The following is a 16,717-nucleotide window of genomic DNA, read 5'->3' on the forward strand; positions in this document are numbered from 1 at the left end:
TTAACCTTGTTACAACGAATTTATTTAGACAATAACGCTACAACTAGGATTGACCCTAAAGTCAAAGAGATCATGGATCCTTTTTTAAGGGATCATTACGGGAACCCTAGCTCGTTGCACCAGTTTGGCACAGAAACCCACCCAGCCATTGCAGAAGCGTTAGATAAGCTTTATAAAGGCATTAACGCTAGGGATATAGACGATGTGATCATCACTTCTTGCGCGACAGAGAGCAATAATTGGGTTTTAAAGGGCGTGTATTTTGATGAATGCTTGAAAAAGGGCAAAAACCATATTGTAACCACGGTTGCAGAGCATCCGGCGGTGCGATCCACTTGCAATTTTTTAGAAAGCTTGGGGGTGGAGGTTACTTACTTGCCTATTAATGAGCATGGGAGTATCACCGCCGATCAAGTCAAAGAAGCGATCACAGAAAAAACCGCTCTAGTGAGCGTGATGTGGGCGAATAATGAAACCGGTCTCATTTTCCCTATTGAAGAAATTGGGGCTATTTGTAAAGAAAAGGGCGTGTTGTTCCATACCGATGCGGTGCAAGCGATTGGTAAAATACCTGTAGATGTGTTAAAAGCGAATGCGGATTTTCTTTCTTTTAGCGCGCACAAGTTTCATGGGCCTAAAGGCATTGGAGGTTTATACATTAGAAGTGGGGTGGGATTGACCCCTCTTTTTCATGGCGGGGAGCATATGAATGGCAGGCGCAGCGGGACTTTGAATGTGCCTTATATTGTGGGCATGGGCGAAGCGATGAGATTAGCCGTAGAGCATTTAGACTATGAAAAAGAAGTGGTGGGGAAATTGCGCGACAAATTAGAAGAAGCGCTTTTGAAAATCCCTGATGTGATGGTGGTAGGCGATCGAGTCCATCGTGTGCCTAACACGACTTTAGTCAGCGTGAGAGGGATTGAAGGAGAGGCCATGCTGTGGGATTTAAACCGCTCTAATATCGCCGCTTCCACAGGGAGCGCGTGCGCGAGTGAGGATTTAGAGGCTAATCCTGTCATGGTAGCGATTGGAGCGAGTAAGGAATTGGCTCATACCGCTATCAGGCTTTCATTGAGCCGTTTTAACACGGAAGCTGAGATTGACAAAACGATTGAAGTTTTCTCTCAAGCGGCTATAAGATTGAGAAACATTTCAAGCTCTTATTAAAAAGAATATAAAGGAATCAAAATGGCAAAACATGATTTAGTGGGTTCGGTTCTCTGGGACGCGTATTCTAAAGAAGTTCAAAGGCGCATGGATAACCCCACGCATTTAGGGGTCATCACCGAAGAGCAGGCTAAAGCCAAAAACGCTAAGCTCATTGTGGCGGATTATGGCGCAGAAGCATGCGGTGATGCGGTGAGGTTGTATTGGCTTGTAGATGAAAGCACGGACACGATTATTGACGCGAAGTTTAAAAGCTTTGGTTGCGGGACAGCGATCGCAAGCTCAGACATGATGGTAGAATTGTGTTTGAATAAAAGAGTCCAAGATGCGGTAAAAATCACGAATTTAGACGTGGAAAGAGGCTTGAGAGACGATCCGGACACGCCGGCTGTGCCTGGGCAAAAAATGCACTGCTCGGTGATGGCGTATGATGTGATCAAAAAAGCTGCCGGCATGTATTTGGGGAAAAACGCCGAAGATTTTGAAGAAGAAATCATCGTGTGCGAGTGCGCTAGGGTGAGTTTAGGCACGATTAAGGAAGTGATTAAGCTCAATGATTTAAAAAGCGTTGAAGAAATCACTAACTACACCAAAGCCGGCGCGTTTTGTAAAAGCTGTGTGAGGCCCGGAGGGCATGAAAAAAGGGATTATTACCTGGTGGATATTCTTAAAGAAGTGCGCGAAGAAATGGAAGCTGAAAAGCTTAAAGCCGCTGCGAATAAATCCCAAAGCGGGGAATTGGCTTTCAGGGAAATGACTATGGTTCAAAAGATTAAAGCCGTGGATAAAGTCATTGATGAAAATATCCGCGCTATGCTTATGATGGATGGGGGGGATTTAGAGATTTTAGACATTAAAGAAAGCGATGATTACATTGATGTGTATATCCGCTACATGGGGGCATGCGATGGGTGCATGAGCGCGACTACCGGGACTTTATTTGCCATTGAAAACGCTTTGCAGGAATTATTGGATCGCAGTATCAGGGTGTTACCGATTTGATTTGTTTTGATATTTTTAGGGGGTGAAAGCCTTTTTTGAGCGAAGCGCTAATAAACTCTGAGGAATGATTAGCGCTTGCAACATTATTCATTATACGCTACTTTTATGCTAATATGCTATTTTGAAGCGATTTGCGATGATGATTGAAGGAATTTGATGGAAAACGACAAGAACACAGATGAAACTCACTTAAGGGGAACTAAAAATAAACTAGGACGCAAACCAAAAGCAGACGCTAATAAAAAACTCGCGCTGTAAGCTTGTATTTTTCTGATGAGCAATATCAAAAACTAGAGAAAATGGCTAACGAAGAAGAAGAAAGCGTGGGATCTTATATCAAACGCTATATTTTGAAGGCTTTAAGAAAAATAGAGCAAAATGGCCCTTGATAACTTTTTAACTTGTTTTTAGTTTAACTCCACGGGTTTTACTATAAAGCAAAATGATTAAAACCCCCATTTTTATCTGGTCTTTAGCTGTGTGATTTTAAAAAAAGAGTGGTATTTTGGCTAAAAAAACTTCTTTATTTGAGTGTCAGCATTGCGGTTTTACAAGCCCTAAGTGGTTGGGTAAGTGCGTCCAATGCAACGCATGGGAGAGTTTTATAGAATTGAACCAAGCCCAAAAGGAAGTTTTACACGCGCTTAAAAAACCGCTCCCACAAGCGCAAAAAAGCGTTTCTATCGCTGCAATTGAGCATGAAGAAGTGGTGAAATTTTCTTCCACTCAAAGCGAATTGGATATTGTCTTAGGTGGGGGGATCGCTAAAGGGGGGTTGTATTTAGTGGGGGGGAGTCCTGGGGTGGGGAAATCCACTCTGCTTTTAAAAGTGGCTTCTGGCTTAGCCAAAAACCAGCAAAAGGTTTTGTATGTGAGCGGGGAAGAGAGCTTGAGCCAGATTAAAATGCGCGCCACTAGACTAGATTGCATAGAAAAAGAATTGTATCTGCTCAATGAAATCAATTGGCCTGTGATTAAGGCTAATATAGAAAGCGAAAATTATTTTGCTTGCGTGATTGATTCTATCCAAACGCTTTATTCGCCAGAGATTTCTTCAGCGCCCGGCTCTATTTCGCAAGTGCGAGAGATCACTTTTGAGCTCATGCGTTTAGCCAAAACAAGAGATATTGCTATTTTTATCATCGGTCATATCACTAAAGAAGGGAGCATCGCAGGGCCTAGAGTGCTAGAGCATATGGTGGATAGCGTGCTGTATTTTGAGGGCGATCCCAGTAGGGAATTAAGGATTTTAAGGAGTTTTAAAAACCGCTTTGGCCCTACGAGTGAAATCGGCTTGTTTGAGATGAAAGAGCAGGGTTTGGTGAGCGCTAAAGAAGCTTCAAGCTTGTTTTTTTCTAAAGAAGAGCCTATGGAGGGGAGTGCCATTACCATTACTTTAGAAGGCTCAAGGGCGTTGATTTTAGAAATTCAGGCGTTGGTGAGCGAGTGCAGTTTTGGAGCGCCCAAACGATTAGCGAACGGGTTTGACACCAACCGCCTTAACATGCTCATCGCTTTATTAGAAAAAAAGCTAGAAATCCCCTTAAACCGCCATGATGTGTTTATTAATGTGAGCGGAGGCATCAAAATTAGCGAGCCGGCTTGCGATTTAGCGGTCATTGCCAGTATCCTTTCAAGCTTTAAAAACAGAAAAATTGACAATAAAACGGCGTTTTTGGGCGAAGTGAGTTTGAATGGCAGGATTTTAGAAGCCCCTAATTTGAACGCTAGATTGAAAGAAATGGAAAATTACGGCTTTTTAAAAGCCATTTTGCCTAAAAAACCCAGTCAAAAAACCTCTATCAAATGCTATGAAGCCAATGCGGTAGGCAAGATTGTTGAATGGATGTGATTTGAACTTTTGTTACCTAATAGAACAGAGTCTTATTAAAATTTAAACTCAATTTAAAGAACAAATACCATTTTTTTTAGTTATAATGGCGAACACCATTAAAATTAAAACAAAGGTTGTCAATGAAAGTATTATCTTACTTGAAAAATTTTTATCTTTTTTTACTAATAGGAGCGATCATGCAAGCGAATGAAAACATGGGGGCTAAACACCCTAAAACCGATGAAAGAGTGATTTATCTGGCTGGGGGGTGCTTTTGGGGGCTAGAGGCGTATATGGAGAGGATTTATGGCGTTATAGACGCAAGCTCTGGTTACGCTAACGGCAAGACTTCAAGTACGAATTATGAAAAGTTGCATGAGAGCGATCATGCTGAAAGCGTGAAAGTGATCTATGATCCTAAAAAGATCAGTTTGGACAAGTTGTTGCGTTATTATTTTAAGGTGATTGATCCGGTGAGCGTGAACAAGCAGGGTAATGATGTGGGTAGGCAGTATCGCACAGGGATTTACTATGTCAATAGTGCGGATAAAGAAGTGATAGACAACGCCTTAAAAGCGTTACAAAAAGAAGTGAAAGGCAAGATCGCCATTGAGGTAGAGCCGTTAAAAAATTATGTGAGGGCTGAAGAGTATCATCAAGATTATTTGAAGAAACACCCCGGTGGTTATTGCCATATTGATTTGAAAAAGGCGGATGAAGTGATTGTAGATAGCGATAGATACACCAAACCCAGCGATGAAGTTTTAAAGAAAAAACTCACCAAACTCCAGTATGAGGTGACTCAAAACAAACACACTGAGAAACCCTTTGAAAACGAGTATTACAATAAAGAAGAAGAGGGCATTTATGTGGATATTACCACAGGCGAGCCGTTATTTTCTTCAGCGGATAAATACGACTCCGGTTGCGGGTGGCCAAGCTTTTCTAAGCCTATCAATAAAGATGTGGTGAAATACGAAGACGATGAGAGCCTTAACAGGAAACGCATTGAAGTGTTGAGCCGTATTGGTAAGGCGCATTTAGGGCATGTGTTTAACGATGGGCCCAAAGAATTAGGGGGCTTAAGGTATTGCATCAACAGCGCGGCTTTAAGGTTTATCCCCTTAAAAGACATGGAAAAAGAGGGCTATGGCGAGTTTATCCCTTATATCAAAAAGGGTGAATTGAAAAAATACATCCAAGATAAAAAGTCGCATTAAGAGGTAATGAATAAGCCCTCTTAAGGGGGGTTAAAATAGGGGGTTTAAGCGTTTGGGTTGTCTTATGGGTTATTTTAAAAAACGCTAAAATACGCCCTAAATAATTCATTTTTTAATTACCCTTACCTTGAAAATATTCTTTTTTAAGTTTTATGGTTTTGTTCTCATCAAATAAAGATAACTAAAACTTTTTATTTTTTTAAAAATGGGGTTTTTAATTTTATTTTTTGTTTCAAACTCATTTTTTAAGGGGGTAGGGGGTTATCCCATTACAGCCCCCAAACTAAACCCCCCTAACCCTAAAGAAGCGCTTTTTTAGAGATTATCGCTTGCTCTTAGAAAGCTTTTTGATATTAATTTTAAAAATGCCCTTGAGCATTTTTAGATTTTTAACCCATAATGAGCTTGTGTAAAGTCGCTAAAATGCTTAAGGCATAAATGAGGAGCAAGAGAATTTTATGCACCTTTTCATTAGCCAAAGCAATCAATTTAATGCCAATGCCCACCCCTAAAAACGCTCCAACACCGGTGATCACCCCGGCTTGAACGCTTATATCATCAAGAACCTTCCCGTTATAAAGAGAGATGACCCCGGATAAAGAAGCGAACACCACAAAAAATAGCCCCAAAGGCACGATTTTTTTAGAATCGTATTTTAAAAAATAGCCTAAAAACGGCACCATTAAAATCCCCCCACCCATGCCTAGCGGGATAGAAAAGATGCCAGTAACAAAACCGGCGAGCATCAAAACCCCATGCGTTCTATCCATAGACACAAAAGGGATTGCGCGCTTTTTTTCGGGCGTTTTGTTATTCGCATGCAAATCAAAATGCATTTCTTCAAAATGCTCTGGTTTCTTGTTGCTAGAAAAAGCGTATTTGATAAAGGTGTAGCACACCACCACCACAAACACGCTCATTAAAATTTTATCGTTAATGATCTTTAAGATAAAGCTCCCTAAAATCGCCCCCATTAGCCCTCCAAGCGCGGCAAATGAGCCTTCTCTCAAATCCAATAAGCCCTTTTTGTAATTGATGATAGAGCCGACCACTGAAGAAAAAAGCATTTGCATGAGCGAAATCCCCACCGCATGGCTATAGCTAAAATGGGCAAAAATCGCGCTAGGGACGACAATCTCCCCCCCACCAATACCAAAAAACCCGGCGGTAATGCCGGTGAATAGCCCCACAAGAGCCAAAATAAACGCTGTTGATTCTTCCATGAAAAACTCCCTAAATTCTAAATTATTACTTTATCAAAAAAGAGTGATAATCTTTAAAAAATTTTCTTTGATGGTTACAAAAATAGGGTTTTGATTACTTTAATTTTATCGCTTGGGAGCGATTATAAGAGATTATCCAAGATCTCTTTATTTGCTTAATTTAAAAAGGCCTTCAAGCGTTTTTAAACAAGCCCCCTTTTTAAAGAGGGTTTTTAATAAGCAAACACATAATTGAGGAAAAGGCTATACATCCTTCTGTATTCTAGTTTAGCGCCCATGAAAGAATAGTAGCTTGTGTTGATCGTAGGGATTTTAAAACCTAGTTCAATGCCATGCTGAGCGGCATGATCGCTGTTTTTTTTCTTAGGCCTAGCGAGGTTCATTCTCAAGCCTAAATCAAACAAAAATTGGAAGTTAGAAGTGCTGACATTAGCGTTATAAATGCCATTCATCATGGTCAAATTCACTTGTTGGGAATTAAGCCACGAAGTCCCAGCTAACGCAAAGCCTCCAAAAAGCCCCACAGAAAGCTTGTTATTTTTGCCTAAAAAGTTGGTGTTTTTATCGTTAATGAAGTTATAAAGAGCATCCATACCCACCCCATAAGTCCACACATCAGAAGCCGAGTTAAAAAAATTAGATTTGATATAAGCATGGTTATAATCAAAGAAACCGTAATACCTTAACCCCCAATTCCTTTTTTTGCCAAAGAATTGTTTGTAGCCCACTTGCACGCCGATCCCGTTCATTGCACCGTTATTGTTTTGATAGTCAATCACGCCGATGCGCCTAAAAGGGTTCTTGCCTAATTCTTGCGTGATGGTTTGGAGCTGGTTGTATTTGTTGGTATCCAAAGAATAGGTGAGCAGACCTTCTGGGGAATTAGGGTTTTGAGTGGAATGCGTCATGTTTTGAAGAGACTTAGCATTAGGCAAGTGAGAGATACCGCTATTGATCGCTGTTGAGTCTTTATTCAGGGTGTTAAGGGCTTCTTTAAAATTCAAAATGGTTTGAGCCAAAGCCCTATCCTGATTGACTTGGTTGCCATAATAAGCGGTGTGTTGCTCTAAAGAGTTTAAAGTCTCTTTCACAAACGCGCAACCTGAACCCCAAGTGTTATTAGTGATCACGCCAGCCGATCCTGCTTTACATTCTTCTAAATCCCCTTGAATAGGCCCTTGAATGCTGTGGAAATTGTCCGCAACTTGTTGGGCTAAATTTAAAATCTCTGCTTGAGCTTCAGCTCTATTGAGCATTTCTTGAGCGAATTGCTTATTTTTAGAAGTGTAGGGGTTGAAATTGTTGGGTTGCGTGATTTGAGCGTTTTCATTAGCGTTAAGCTGTTGGGTTTTTGCTAGGGCTGTTTGAGCGTTTTTGATCATCTCGTTAATAGCGTTAAAAGAAGGGCCAAAAATATCCACTACATTCCCAGGCGTAGAACTCAACCCCCACGCTTTACCGCCATTGCTCGTTTGCACATGCGGGTTTTGAGTAATAAGGACTTGCATGATAATAGCGGCTTGTTGCAAAAGGTATTCAGCGTTATTATGGTATGTCAATTGTATCGTAGGCGAGAATGCTGATCCGCCTGAATAAGAGGTTGGGATCTCTTTCCCATTCTCTGTATAATAATGCTCTATGATGTTGTTTTGTGTGGTGGTCTTATAATTGGTTTGTTGTATGTTGACTACCCCTGTTTTGGTGGTGTCATTCAAGGCAGGCATCCCACCCCCTTGATTTTGGTTTAAAGCGGTTTGGATGATCTGATAAGCTTGGTTGAGTTTTTGGTATTCATCAATGGATAGGATGCCATTAGGGCCTGTCCCATACGCTTGATTGCAAGTGGTGGTGGTCCCATTAAGGGCTGGTGTGTTACCAAACGATTGATAGCTTTGATTATTAGTAGGGCCAGGGCCACAGCCAATAAAAAGGGCTATGACTTGCCACATGCCCACAGCGGCATTGAGCGCTAAAGCCACAGCTTGATAGGCGGGGGAAGTGGTGGTAGCGCTAGTGAGGTTAATCGCGCTTGAGCTTAAATTATCAATCGCACCCGTGATTGCACTCGGTGTGCTGGCTAGATTGACTAAGGAATTTAAGTAATTGTATTGGTTTAAAAGGTTGCTCAAATTATCGTATTTGTCCGCAAGGTTTTGCAATGCTCCAGTGTTTTTCACTTGTTGGACCGCTTCACCGATCTGATAGCCCACACTCATATAAAATCCGTCGTCTTCAGCCCTTGATAATGAAGCCATGAGAGAAAGAGAGAGTAAGAGAGATTTTGTGATTTTCATGTTTTCTCCTTTTAATAGATTTTTGTTGGTTTCACATTCCCATGATAGTCATGTTTATGAAAGTTCGCCATTTTACCATAAAATGCTTATTCTTAACTTAAAATTTATATTTTGAAAAAAAAAAAAAACAATTTTAAGTATTTTTTACAATAAAATATCATAGATCTTGATTTAAGAAAAGGGATTTTATCCGGTTTGAAATTGGTTTTTAAATCTTTGGTTACAATCAAGCCATTCTAATGGGAAAGAAAGGCATGTTTGAAAAGATACAAAAAGAATGGTTGAGCAACGTTCAAAAAGATTTGTTGTCTGGTTTTGTGGTGGGGCTTTCTGTGATCCCAGAGACGGCCGGTTTTGCGATCATGGTGGGTTTAGATGTGGGCGTAGCGTTTTATACGACCTTTTACATGGCTTTTATTTTGTCTCTTTTTGGAGCTAGAAAGGCGATGATTAGCGCAGCGGCTGGCTCAGTGGCGCTCATTTTAGTGGGCGTGGTTAAAAACTATGGGCTTGAATACGCGGGCGTGGCGACTCTTATGGCAGGAATATTGCAAATTCTTTTAGGCTATTTGAAAATAGGGAATCTTTTAAAATTTATCCCGCAATCAGTGATGTATGGTTTTGTGAACGCGCTAGGCATTTTGCTTTTAATGGAGCAATTCAAATTCCTTCAAAACCAAAATTTGGGGGTGTTTATCTTGCTCGCTATCGGGATACTCATCATTTACCTCTTCCCCTTAATCACTAAAAAAATTCCCTCTAATTTGATTTGTATCCTTGCAGTGAGCGCGATCGCTTTAATTTTTGATATGCATGCGCCGAATTTAGGGAGCATTGAGCAAGGGGTTTCAGGCTTTCATTTCATCATTATCCCCAAAAATTTGGATTTTAAAATGGTGGCAGGATTGTTGCCTTACGCTCTTTCTTTAGCGCTAGTTGGCACGATAGAAAGCTTATTGACCGCTAAAACTTTAGACGTTATTTTAAAAGACAGCGTGAGCGATAAAAATAAAGAAACTAAAGCGCAAGGCTTGGGGAATATCATCTCAGGGCTTTTGGGGGGAATGACAGGGTGCGCTTTAGTGGGGCAGTCTATCATCAACGCAAAATCTGGGGCTAAAACAAGGCTTTCTACTTTTTTTGCCGGCTTTTCTTTAATGGTGCTAATATTAGTGTTTAATGAATACGTGGTTAAGATCCCTATTGTGGCGGTTGTGGCGGTAATGGTGATGATTTCTTTCACCACTTTTAATTTCCAATCCATTATCAATATTAAAAAAATCAAGCTCTATGACACGCTCAACATGCTCTTAGTCGTGGCGGTGGTTTTATACACGCATAATTTAGCGATAGGGGTTGTGGTGGGGGTTTTAGTCAATGCGTTATGGATCAAATCTGAAGGGATTGCGTGAAATTTTGCTATAAAGCTAGAAAAAAGATGAGTTAAAAGTATGGCTCCAGATGTAGGATTCGAACCTACGACCAAGCGGTTAACAGCCGCCTACTCTACCGCTGAGCTAATCTGGAATTTCGCTCAAAAACAAAAAGAAATTTTAGCGTGTTTTTTGTAAAAAGTCAAGTAAAATGATGCCGTTATTCATTGGAGAGCCAAAAAATTGGCTTTGTTCTCATTAATAATGAGAACCGATTCAATATCAATAAGCCAAAACATAATTGAAATACACGCTATAAAGTCTTCTATAGGCTAATTTAGCGCCCATGAAAGAATAGTAATTCGTGTTGATGGTGGGGATTTTCACGCCTAATTCAACGCCATGATGGATCCCTTGAAGCCTTAAACCGGTATTGAATAAGAATTGGAAATTGGTGTTGTTGATTTTAGCGTTGTAGGTGCTATTGGTGATTTTTAAATTCGCAGATTGGTTATTAAGCCATGTCGTGCCGGCTAGAGCGATGCCTCCAAAAATGCCAAAAGAGACTTTGCGGTTTTTATCGGATCCGCCATTGATGAAATTCAATAAAAGATCACTGCCGGCGCCATAGGTGAAGACATTGGAAGCGGAGTTGAAAAAGTTGGATTTGATATAGGCATGGTTGTAATCAAAAAAGGCATAATAACGGATCCCAAAAAATTTATTTTTCCCAAAAAATTGCTTATAGCCTAATTGCACGCCCACGCCATTCATCGCCCCGTTATTGCTTTGAGAATTAATCAATCCCACGCTTCTAAAAGGGTTATGGCCAAACTCTTTGGTGGTGGTTTGGAATTGGGAATATTGGGTTTCGTTGAGAGAATAACTATAGCTCGATCGGCTCACCAAACTGTGAAACCCTTTAGAACCGGGCGTTTTTTGAAGGGTGTTATAGATGGTTGCTAAATTGTCCCCTTTGAGATAAGAGATCGTATCGTTAATAACGCTTGAGACTTGATTAAGGTTTTTATTGAAATCAGCGTTGGTAAACGCGCTTGGTTGGTTTTGGGGCTGGCTTGGGTCGGTTCTTCTGAATTGCTCGGCGGCTTTTTTAGCGCTATCAATCATGCTAGTAATAGCACTAAAGGTGCTGCCAAAAATAGTGCATGCGTTCCCGCTTGCATTAATGCCCCATGGTTTGCCATTGCCTCCGTCTATTCCTGGACATTGGCTTTGAAGAGTGGTAATAATGGTGCTAGCTTGAGTTAAAAGCTGGTCATAGTCATTTGCAATCGTGAGATCATTGTTTTTATTTAAGGTATTTTGGAGCGATTGAGAAATCGCATTGATCTCGTTGTATTTATCAGTGAGTAGCGTGCCACTGGCTAAATTAGAGGCTATTACTTGCCACATGCCCACCGCAGAGCTGAGCGCTGAGGACACGGCTTGATTAGCGCTATTGGGGGTCGTTTTTAATCTGCTAGCGCTCTCTTTTAGATTGTTAATTGCTTGAGTAGTGCTTGAATTAGTGTTAGAGGCCGTTTGTTTGAGTTCGTTATAGCGGGTTAAAAGATTGTTCAAATTTTCGTAAGCGTTGGAGACTTTTTGGATTTCGCCGGTGTTTTTCACTTGTTGAACCGCTTCGCCGATTTGATAGCCCACGCTCATAAAAACGCCGTCATTTTCAGCGAGGAGTGATGACGCCATAAGAGGAAGTAAAATCGTTTTTTTCATAAAATGTTCCTTAAAGTAATGTTTTATTTGTAAAATCGTATCAAATTGAAACTTTATTTACAATGCGTTTAAATTGTGCCATAAATTTATTGAATTTTTAATAAAATTGAGCGAAAATTAAGAAATTTTGCTTTTTTTTTGGATTTAAAAAAAGATTTTTGATAGTGAAAAATGTTTTGAGTGCTTTTTAAAATTTATCGCTCAAGGAGATTGGGGCTAAAAATTTTCAAAGCGTTTTGCAAATCTTCTTGGGTGTCAATGCCTATGCTTTGGCTTTGAACGATTTTTACTGCAATCTTTTTTTGATAATACAAAGCCCTTAATTGCTCTAATTTTTCTATTTCCTCTAAAACGCAAGGTTTTAAAGCGCATAATTCTTCTAAGATTTCTTTATTGTGGAAGCCATAAATACCGATATGCCCTAAAAGGGGGGTTTGGCGTTTCGCATCAAAATCTCGTAAAAAGGGGATAAGGGAGCGCGAAAAATACAAGGCGTTATTTTGATTGTCTAAAACCACCTTGACTAAATTGGGGCTTTTGGCTTGTTCTTCATCAATGACTTTAGCGCAAGTCGCCATGAAAGGGGCGTTTTTGGTGGCTTCTAATAAGGCTAAAATGACTTCTTTTTCTAAAAAAGGCTCATCGCCTTGCAAGTTTAAAACCCTTTCATCGTTTTTTAACCCTAAAATTTGCGCCGCTTCCAAACAGCGTTCTGTGCCGCTATTATGGTGTTTGGAGGTTAGCACCGCTTTAATGTGGAATTTTTGGCATGTTTGCATGATGCTTTCATCATCGCAAGCGACTACGCATTCATCTACAAGATTTGCGTTTTTAGCGCAACGCACTACCATAGGCAAGCCAAAAATGTCTTCTAGCACTTTATTTTCAAAACGACTGGATTTTAATCTAGCAGGAATGATAATCATCTTTAAACCTTTTTAAGCCAAAATAGGGGATTTTATGGTATTATACCCATTTAAAAGCTTATTCCTTTTATTGTAAGGATTTAGGCTATTGAACTTTAGGAGTTTTAATGATATTAAGAGCGAGTGTGTTGAGCGCGTTACTTCTTGTAGGCTTAGGGGCAGCCCCTAAACATTCAGTTTCAGCTAATGACAAACGGATGCAGGATAATTTAGTGAGCGTGATTGAAAAACAAACCAATAAAAAGGTGCGTATTTTAGAAATCAAACCTTTAAAATCCAGCCAGGATTTGAAAATGGTCGTTATTGAAGATCCGGACACTAAATACAATATCCCGCTTGTAGTGAGTAAGGATGGTAATTTAGTCATAGGGCTTAGCAACATATTCTTTAGCAATAAAAGCGATGATGTGAAATTAGTTGCAGAAACCAATCAAAAAATCCAAGCTCTTAACGCCACCCAACAAAATAGTGCGAAATTGAACGCTATTTTTAATGAAATACCGGCTGATTATGTGATAGAGTTGCCCTCTACTAACGCTGAAAATAAGGACAAGATCCTTTATATTGTCTCTGATCCCATGTGTCCGCATTGCCAAAAAGAGCTCACTAAACTCAGGGATCACTTGAAAGAAAACACCGTGAGAATGGTTGTAGTGGGGTGGCTTGGAGTCAATTCGGCTAAAAAAGCGGCTTTAATCCAAGAAGAAATGGCGAAAGCTAGGGCTAGGGGAGCGAGCGTGGAAGATAAAATCTCTATTCTTGAAAAGATTTATTCCACCCAATACGATATTAACGCCCAAAAAGAGCCTGAAGATTTACGCACTAAAGTGGAAAACACCACTAAAAAGATTTTTGAATCTGGCGTGATTAAGGGCGTGCCTTTCTTGTATCATTATAAGGCATGATATAAGGCTACTCTCATGAAAAAACCCTACAGAAAGATTTCTGATTATGCGATCGTGGGTGGTTTGAGCGCATTGGTGATGGTGAGCATTGTGGGGTGTAAGAGCAATGCTGATGACAAGCCCAAAGAGCAAAGCTCTTTAAGTCAAAGCGTTCAAAAAGGTGCGTTCGTGATTTTAGAAGAGCAAAAGGATAAATCTTACAAGGTTGTTGAAGAATACCCCAGCTCAAGAACCCACATTATAGTGCGCGATTTGCAAGGCAATGAACGAGTGCTAAGCAATGAAGAGATTCAAAAGCTCATTAAAGAAGAAGAAGCTAAAATTGATAACGGCACGAGCAAACTTGTCCAGCCTAATAATGGAGGGAGTAATGAAAGCTCAGGCTTTGGCTTGGGGAGCGCGATTTTAGGGAGTGCGGCGGGGGCGATTTTAGGGAGTTATATTGGTAATAAGCTTTTCAATAACCCTAATTACCAGCAAAACGCCCAACGGACCTACAAATCCCCACAAGCTTACCAACGCTCTCAAAATTCCTTTTCTAAAAGCGCGCCTAGTACTTCAAGCATGGGTGGGGCGAGTAAGGGACAGAGCGGGTTTTTTGGCTCTAATAGGCCTACTAGCTCGCCGGCGGTAAGCTCTGGGACAAGGGGCTTTAACGCATAAAATCTATTTAAGGTTAAAAAATGCAAGTGATTCCTTTAAAACCTTTAGACAATAAGACTTTAGAAGAGATCGGCTTAGATTGGCACACGAATGATGACATGTCATCTTATATCGCTGATGAAATGGTGGTTGTTTCTCAAAAAGAAGCGGACGCTTATTATGACGCTTGTAATGAGCTTTATGACATGTTTGTAGAGACGGCTGAAGAGGCCATTCAAAACGATCGCTTTTTTGAATTGGATATTCCTAACGCGCTCATTCCTATGATCAAACAGAGTTTTGAAGAAGAAGTGCATTGGCATATTTACGGGCGTTTTGATTTAGCCGGGGGGCTTGATGGCAAGCCCATTAAATTACTGGAATTTAACGCTGATACCCCTACCATGCTTTATGAAACCGCAGTGATTCAATGGGCGTTACTCAAAGCGAATGGCTATGATGAAAACAAGCAATTCAATAACCTTTATGAAGCGCTTGGCGAGAATTTTAAACGCATGGTAACTTTGGGCGAAGACACGAGCCGTTTTGAGGAAATGTATGAGGGGTGGAAAATCCTTTTTTCAAGCGTTAGGGGGAATATTGAAGAAGAGCGCACCATGCGTTTTTTGCAAGACGCTGCTCAGAGCGTGGGGTTTGAAACGGATTTTTCTTACATTGATGAGGTGGAGTTTAATGTAGAAGAGGGCGTGTTTAAAAACGGCTTGAATTATGAATTTTTATTCAAACTGATCCCATGGGAAAACATCGCTATTGACGAGCCAGAATTAGCCCTTTTGATGCAAGGCATGATGGAAAATAAAAACACGATTTTTTTAAACCCGGCTTATACGATTCTTTTCCAATCCAAGCGTTTTTTAAAACTTTTATGGGACAGATACCCCAACCACCCCTTATTGTTAGAAACGAGTTATGAGCCTTTAGCCCATAAAAAGCAAATCAAAAAAGTGGCTTTTGGTAGGGAAGGGGCGAATAGTGAAATCTTTGAAGCTTCCATGCAATCGCTTTTAAAAACGGATGGCGTTTATTCTAACCACAAACCCATTTATCAGGAATTTTACGAGCTTAATTCGCATAACGGGTTGTATTATCAGCCTAATGTGTTTTTTGCTTATGAATCTTGCGCACTAGGGTTTAGAAAAGGGGGGTTAATTTTGGATAATTTTTCTAAATTCGTGAGCCACAGGTTGCAATAATGAGCGCAATGATGCGTTATTTCCACATCTATGCGACCACTTTTTTCTTCCCTTTGGTGCTTCTTTTTGCGGTTAGCGGGCTTTCATTGCTCTTTGGGGTGCGCCAAGACACTGGCGCTACTATCAAAGAGTGGGTTTTAGAAAAATCCTTAAAAAAAGAAGAACGATTGGATTTTTTAAAAGACTTTATAAAAGAAAACCATATCGCTATGCCTAAAAAGATAGAGCCTAGAGAGCATAGGGGAGCGTTGGTTATTGGCACGCCTTTGTATGAAATCAACCTTGAAACTAAAGGCGACCAAACCAAAATCAAAACCATTGAAAGGGGCTTTTTAGGCACGCTCATCATGCTGCATAAGGCTAAGGTGGGCGTTGTGTTTAAGGCGCTTTTGGGGATTTTTTGCGTGTTTTTATTGCTGTTTTATGTGAGCGCGTTTTTAATGGTGGCTTTTAAGGACACTAAACGCATGTTTGTAAGCGTTTTGATAGGGAGTATCGTGTTCTTTGGAGCGATCTATTGGTCTTTATAGGGTTTAAAAACACTAAAGGTGTTTTTCACAATCAAAAAAAAGAGCTAAGCGAGCGATAGTTAACGCGCTCTTAGGGGGTTATGAGGGATTTGGTGGGTTGTGGGGGAATTTCAAAATACCCCTATCCCCTTATGAGTTTTAAAAGTCCTGTTTTTTAAAAAATTAAAGAATAACTAAACCACCACAAAAAACCCCTAAAACTCTATCTTTAAACTAAAAGCGTTTTTACCTGTCTCACCTAACAACAATTTTTAAAAGAACGCCTGAAATTTAACTATTTTTCGTTATTTTTATCAAGTCTTTTTATAGCGTGCGCATACCGCTCTGTTATCGTGTGATTCGTGTTTATAACATGCTTATAATAGCAACCACGCAAAAAAAGCCATAAATTAAAGCCATTTGAAAAACACAACCAAACGCATATCTATCCCATAGCACAAAAAAACACGCTAAAACGTTTTTATTTTATAGGACTTTTAAACCTAAAACCCACTTCAAGCTAACCTAACAAAAATTCACACTATAAAAACACGCTAACAAATACAACCAAACAACCGCAAAAAACATTCAAAAAGTTTTCTTTTTGAAAATAGACAAAACCCTAAAAACACTAAAGATTAAAAAATTAATAGGGTGGGTTTCTGCTTTAG

13 protein-coding genes, 1 tRNA gene and 1 pseudogene are annotated in these 16,717 nt (G+C 40.1%); 10 read left to right on the forward strand and 5 right to left on the reverse strand.

The window, feature by feature from the left end; all coding sequences use genetic code 11:
• Positions 1-6 precede the first annotated feature (6 nt).
• The 5 genes and pseudogenes from HPB14_RS01090 (at position 7) to msrB (ending at position 5,226) form a co-directional block, all read left to right on the forward strand.
• Entirely contained in the window at positions 7-1,170 is a 1,164-nt protein-coding gene (locus HPB14_RS01090) for a NifS family cysteine desulfurase (protein ID WP_014658417.1), read from the forward strand.
• Between the two features lie 21 nt (positions 1,171-1,191).
• Positions 1,192-2,172, forward strand: a complete 981-nt coding sequence (locus HPB14_RS01095; RefSeq protein ID WP_001052004.1) for an iron-sulfur cluster assembly scaffold protein NifU — start codon at positions 1,192-1,194, stop codon at positions 2,170-2,172.
• Between the two features lie 156 nt (positions 2,173-2,328).
• A pseudogene (locus HPB14_RS01100) lies at positions 2,329-2,561 on the forward strand (ribbon-helix-helix domain-containing protein).
• Positions 2,562-2,677: 116 nt separating this feature from the next.
• A complete protein-coding gene (radA, locus tag HPB14_RS01105; protein ID WP_001085758.1) occupies positions 2,678-4,024 on the forward strand; it encodes a DNA repair protein RadA in 1,347 nt (448 codons plus the stop codon).
• 122 nt (positions 4,025-4,146) lie between these two features.
• Positions 4,147-5,226: a peptide-methionine (R)-S-oxide reductase MsrB gene (gene msrB / locus HPB14_RS01110; RefSeq protein ID WP_000866629.1), complete on the forward strand. Its 1,080-nt coding sequence runs from the start codon at positions 4,147-4,149 to the stop codon at positions 5,224-5,226.
• Between the two features lie 389 nt (positions 5,227-5,615).
• Here the strand turns inward: msrB and HPB14_RS01115 are convergent, their stop codons facing one another.
• Positions 5,616-6,449: a sulfite exporter TauE/SafE family protein gene (locus HPB14_RS01115; protein ID WP_000393041.1), complete on the reverse strand. Its 834-nt coding sequence runs from the start codon at positions 6,447-6,449 to the stop codon at positions 5,616-5,618.
• A gap of 212 nt (positions 6,450-6,661) precedes the next feature.
• Positions 6,662-8,743 (reverse strand): Hop family outer membrane protein HopM/HopN, encoded by a 2,082-nt coding sequence (gene hopM, locus HPB14_RS01120; protein ID WP_000705123.1) that lies wholly within the window; start codon positions 8,741-8,743, stop codon positions 6,662-6,664.
• Between the two features lie 254 nt (positions 8,744-8,997).
• On the opposite strand from hopM, the gene HPB14_RS01125 reads away from it, so the two are divergent.
• Positions 8,998-10,155 (forward strand): SulP family inorganic anion transporter, encoded by a 1,158-nt coding sequence (locus HPB14_RS01125; RefSeq protein ID WP_014658419.1) that lies wholly within the window; start codon positions 8,998-9,000, stop codon positions 10,153-10,155.
• A gap of 40 nt (positions 10,156-10,195) precedes the next feature.
• On the opposite strand, the gene HPB14_RS01130 is transcribed toward HPB14_RS01125, so the two are convergent.
• From HPB14_RS01130 to kdsB, 3 genes are all read right to left on the reverse strand, one after another.
• A tRNA-Asn gene (locus tag HPB14_RS01130) sits at positions 10,196-10,270 on the reverse strand.
• Between the two features lie 128 nt (positions 10,271-10,398).
• Positions 10,399-11,850: a porin HopA gene (gene hopA / locus HPB14_RS01135; RefSeq protein ID WP_000751048.1), complete on the reverse strand. Its 1,452-nt coding sequence runs from the start codon at positions 11,848-11,850 to the stop codon at positions 10,399-10,401.
• Between the two features lie 194 nt (positions 11,851-12,044).
• Complete coding sequence (gene kdsB, locus HPB14_RS01140; RefSeq protein WP_000584022.1) at positions 12,045-12,776, reverse strand: 3-deoxy-manno-octulosonate cytidylyltransferase; 732 nt, start codon at positions 12,774-12,776, stop codon at positions 12,045-12,047.
• A gap of 107 nt (positions 12,777-12,883) precedes the next feature.
• On the opposite strand from kdsB, the gene dsbK reads away from it, so the two are divergent.
• From dsbK to HPB14_RS01160, 4 genes are read left to right on the forward strand one after another with little or no spacing between them, the layout of a single operon-like run.
• On the forward strand, positions 12,884-13,681 hold the full coding sequence (gene dsbK / locus HPB14_RS01145; RefSeq protein WP_000603215.1) for a protein disulfide-isomerase DsbK: 798 nt from the start codon (positions 12,884-12,886) through the stop codon (positions 13,679-13,681).
• A gap of 15 nt (positions 13,682-13,696) precedes the next feature.
• A complete protein-coding gene (locus HPB14_RS01150) occupies positions 13,697-14,344 on the forward strand; it encodes a UPF0323 family lipoprotein (protein ID WP_000743520.1) in 648 nt (215 codons plus the stop codon).
• Between the two features lie 20 nt (positions 14,345-14,364).
• Positions 14,365-15,537 (forward strand): glutathionylspermidine synthase family protein, encoded by a 1,173-nt coding sequence (locus HPB14_RS01155; RefSeq protein ID WP_001197184.1) that lies wholly within the window; start codon positions 14,365-14,367, stop codon positions 15,535-15,537.
• Positions 15,537-16,067: a hypothetical protein gene (locus HPB14_RS01160; RefSeq protein ID WP_001275584.1), complete on the forward strand. Its 531-nt coding sequence runs from the start codon at positions 15,537-15,539 to the stop codon at positions 16,065-16,067. The genes HPB14_RS01155 and HPB14_RS01160 overlap by 1 nt, the downstream gene beginning before the upstream one ends.
• Positions 16,068-16,717 lie beyond the last annotated feature (650 nt).

Source organism: Helicobacter pylori HUP-B14 (genome assembly GCF_000259235.1).
Classification (GTDB): domain Bacteria; phylum Campylobacterota; class Campylobacteria; order Campylobacterales; family Helicobacteraceae; genus Helicobacter; species Helicobacter pylori_CU.

Bases quoted from the DNA above. Each gene is read 5' to 3' on its own strand.
- hopA (WP_000751048.1), bottom strand. From the start codon at position 11,850: ATGAAAAAAACGATTTTACTTCCTCTTATGGCGTCATCACTCCTCGCT.
- HPB14_RS01115 (WP_000393041.1), bottom strand. From the start codon at position 6,449: ATGGAAGAATCAACAGCGTTTATTTTGGCTCTTGTGGGGCTATTCACC.
- kdsB (WP_000584022.1), bottom strand. From the start codon at position 12,776: ATGATTATCATTCCTGCTAGATTAAAATCCAGTCGTTTTGAAAATAAA.
- msrB (WP_000866629.1), top strand. From the start codon at position 4,147: ATGAAAGTATTATCTTACTTGAAAAATTTTTATCTTTTTTTACTAATA.
- HPB14_RS01155 (WP_001197184.1), top strand. From the start codon at position 14,365: ATGCAAGTGATTCCTTTAAAACCTTTAGACAATAAGACTTTAGAAGAG.
- dsbK (WP_000603215.1), top strand. From the start codon at position 12,884: ATGATATTAAGAGCGAGTGTGTTGAGCGCGTTACTTCTTGTAGGCTTA.
- hopM (WP_000705123.1), bottom strand. From the start codon at position 8,743: ATGAAAATCACAAAATCTCTCTTACTCTCTCTTTCTCTCATGGCTTCA.
- HPB14_RS01150 (WP_000743520.1), top strand. From the start codon at position 13,697: ATGAAAAAACCCTACAGAAAGATTTCTGATTATGCGATCGTGGGTGGT.
- HPB14_RS01160 (WP_001275584.1), top strand. From the start codon at position 15,537: ATGAGCGCAATGATGCGTTATTTCCACATCTATGCGACCACTTTTTTC.
- HPB14_RS01125 (WP_014658419.1), top strand. From the start codon at position 8,998: ATGTTTGAAAAGATACAAAAAGAATGGTTGAGCAACGTTCAAAAAGAT.
- HPB14_RS01095 (WP_001052004.1), top strand. From the start codon at position 1,192: ATGGCAAAACATGATTTAGTGGGTTCGGTTCTCTGGGACGCGTATTCT.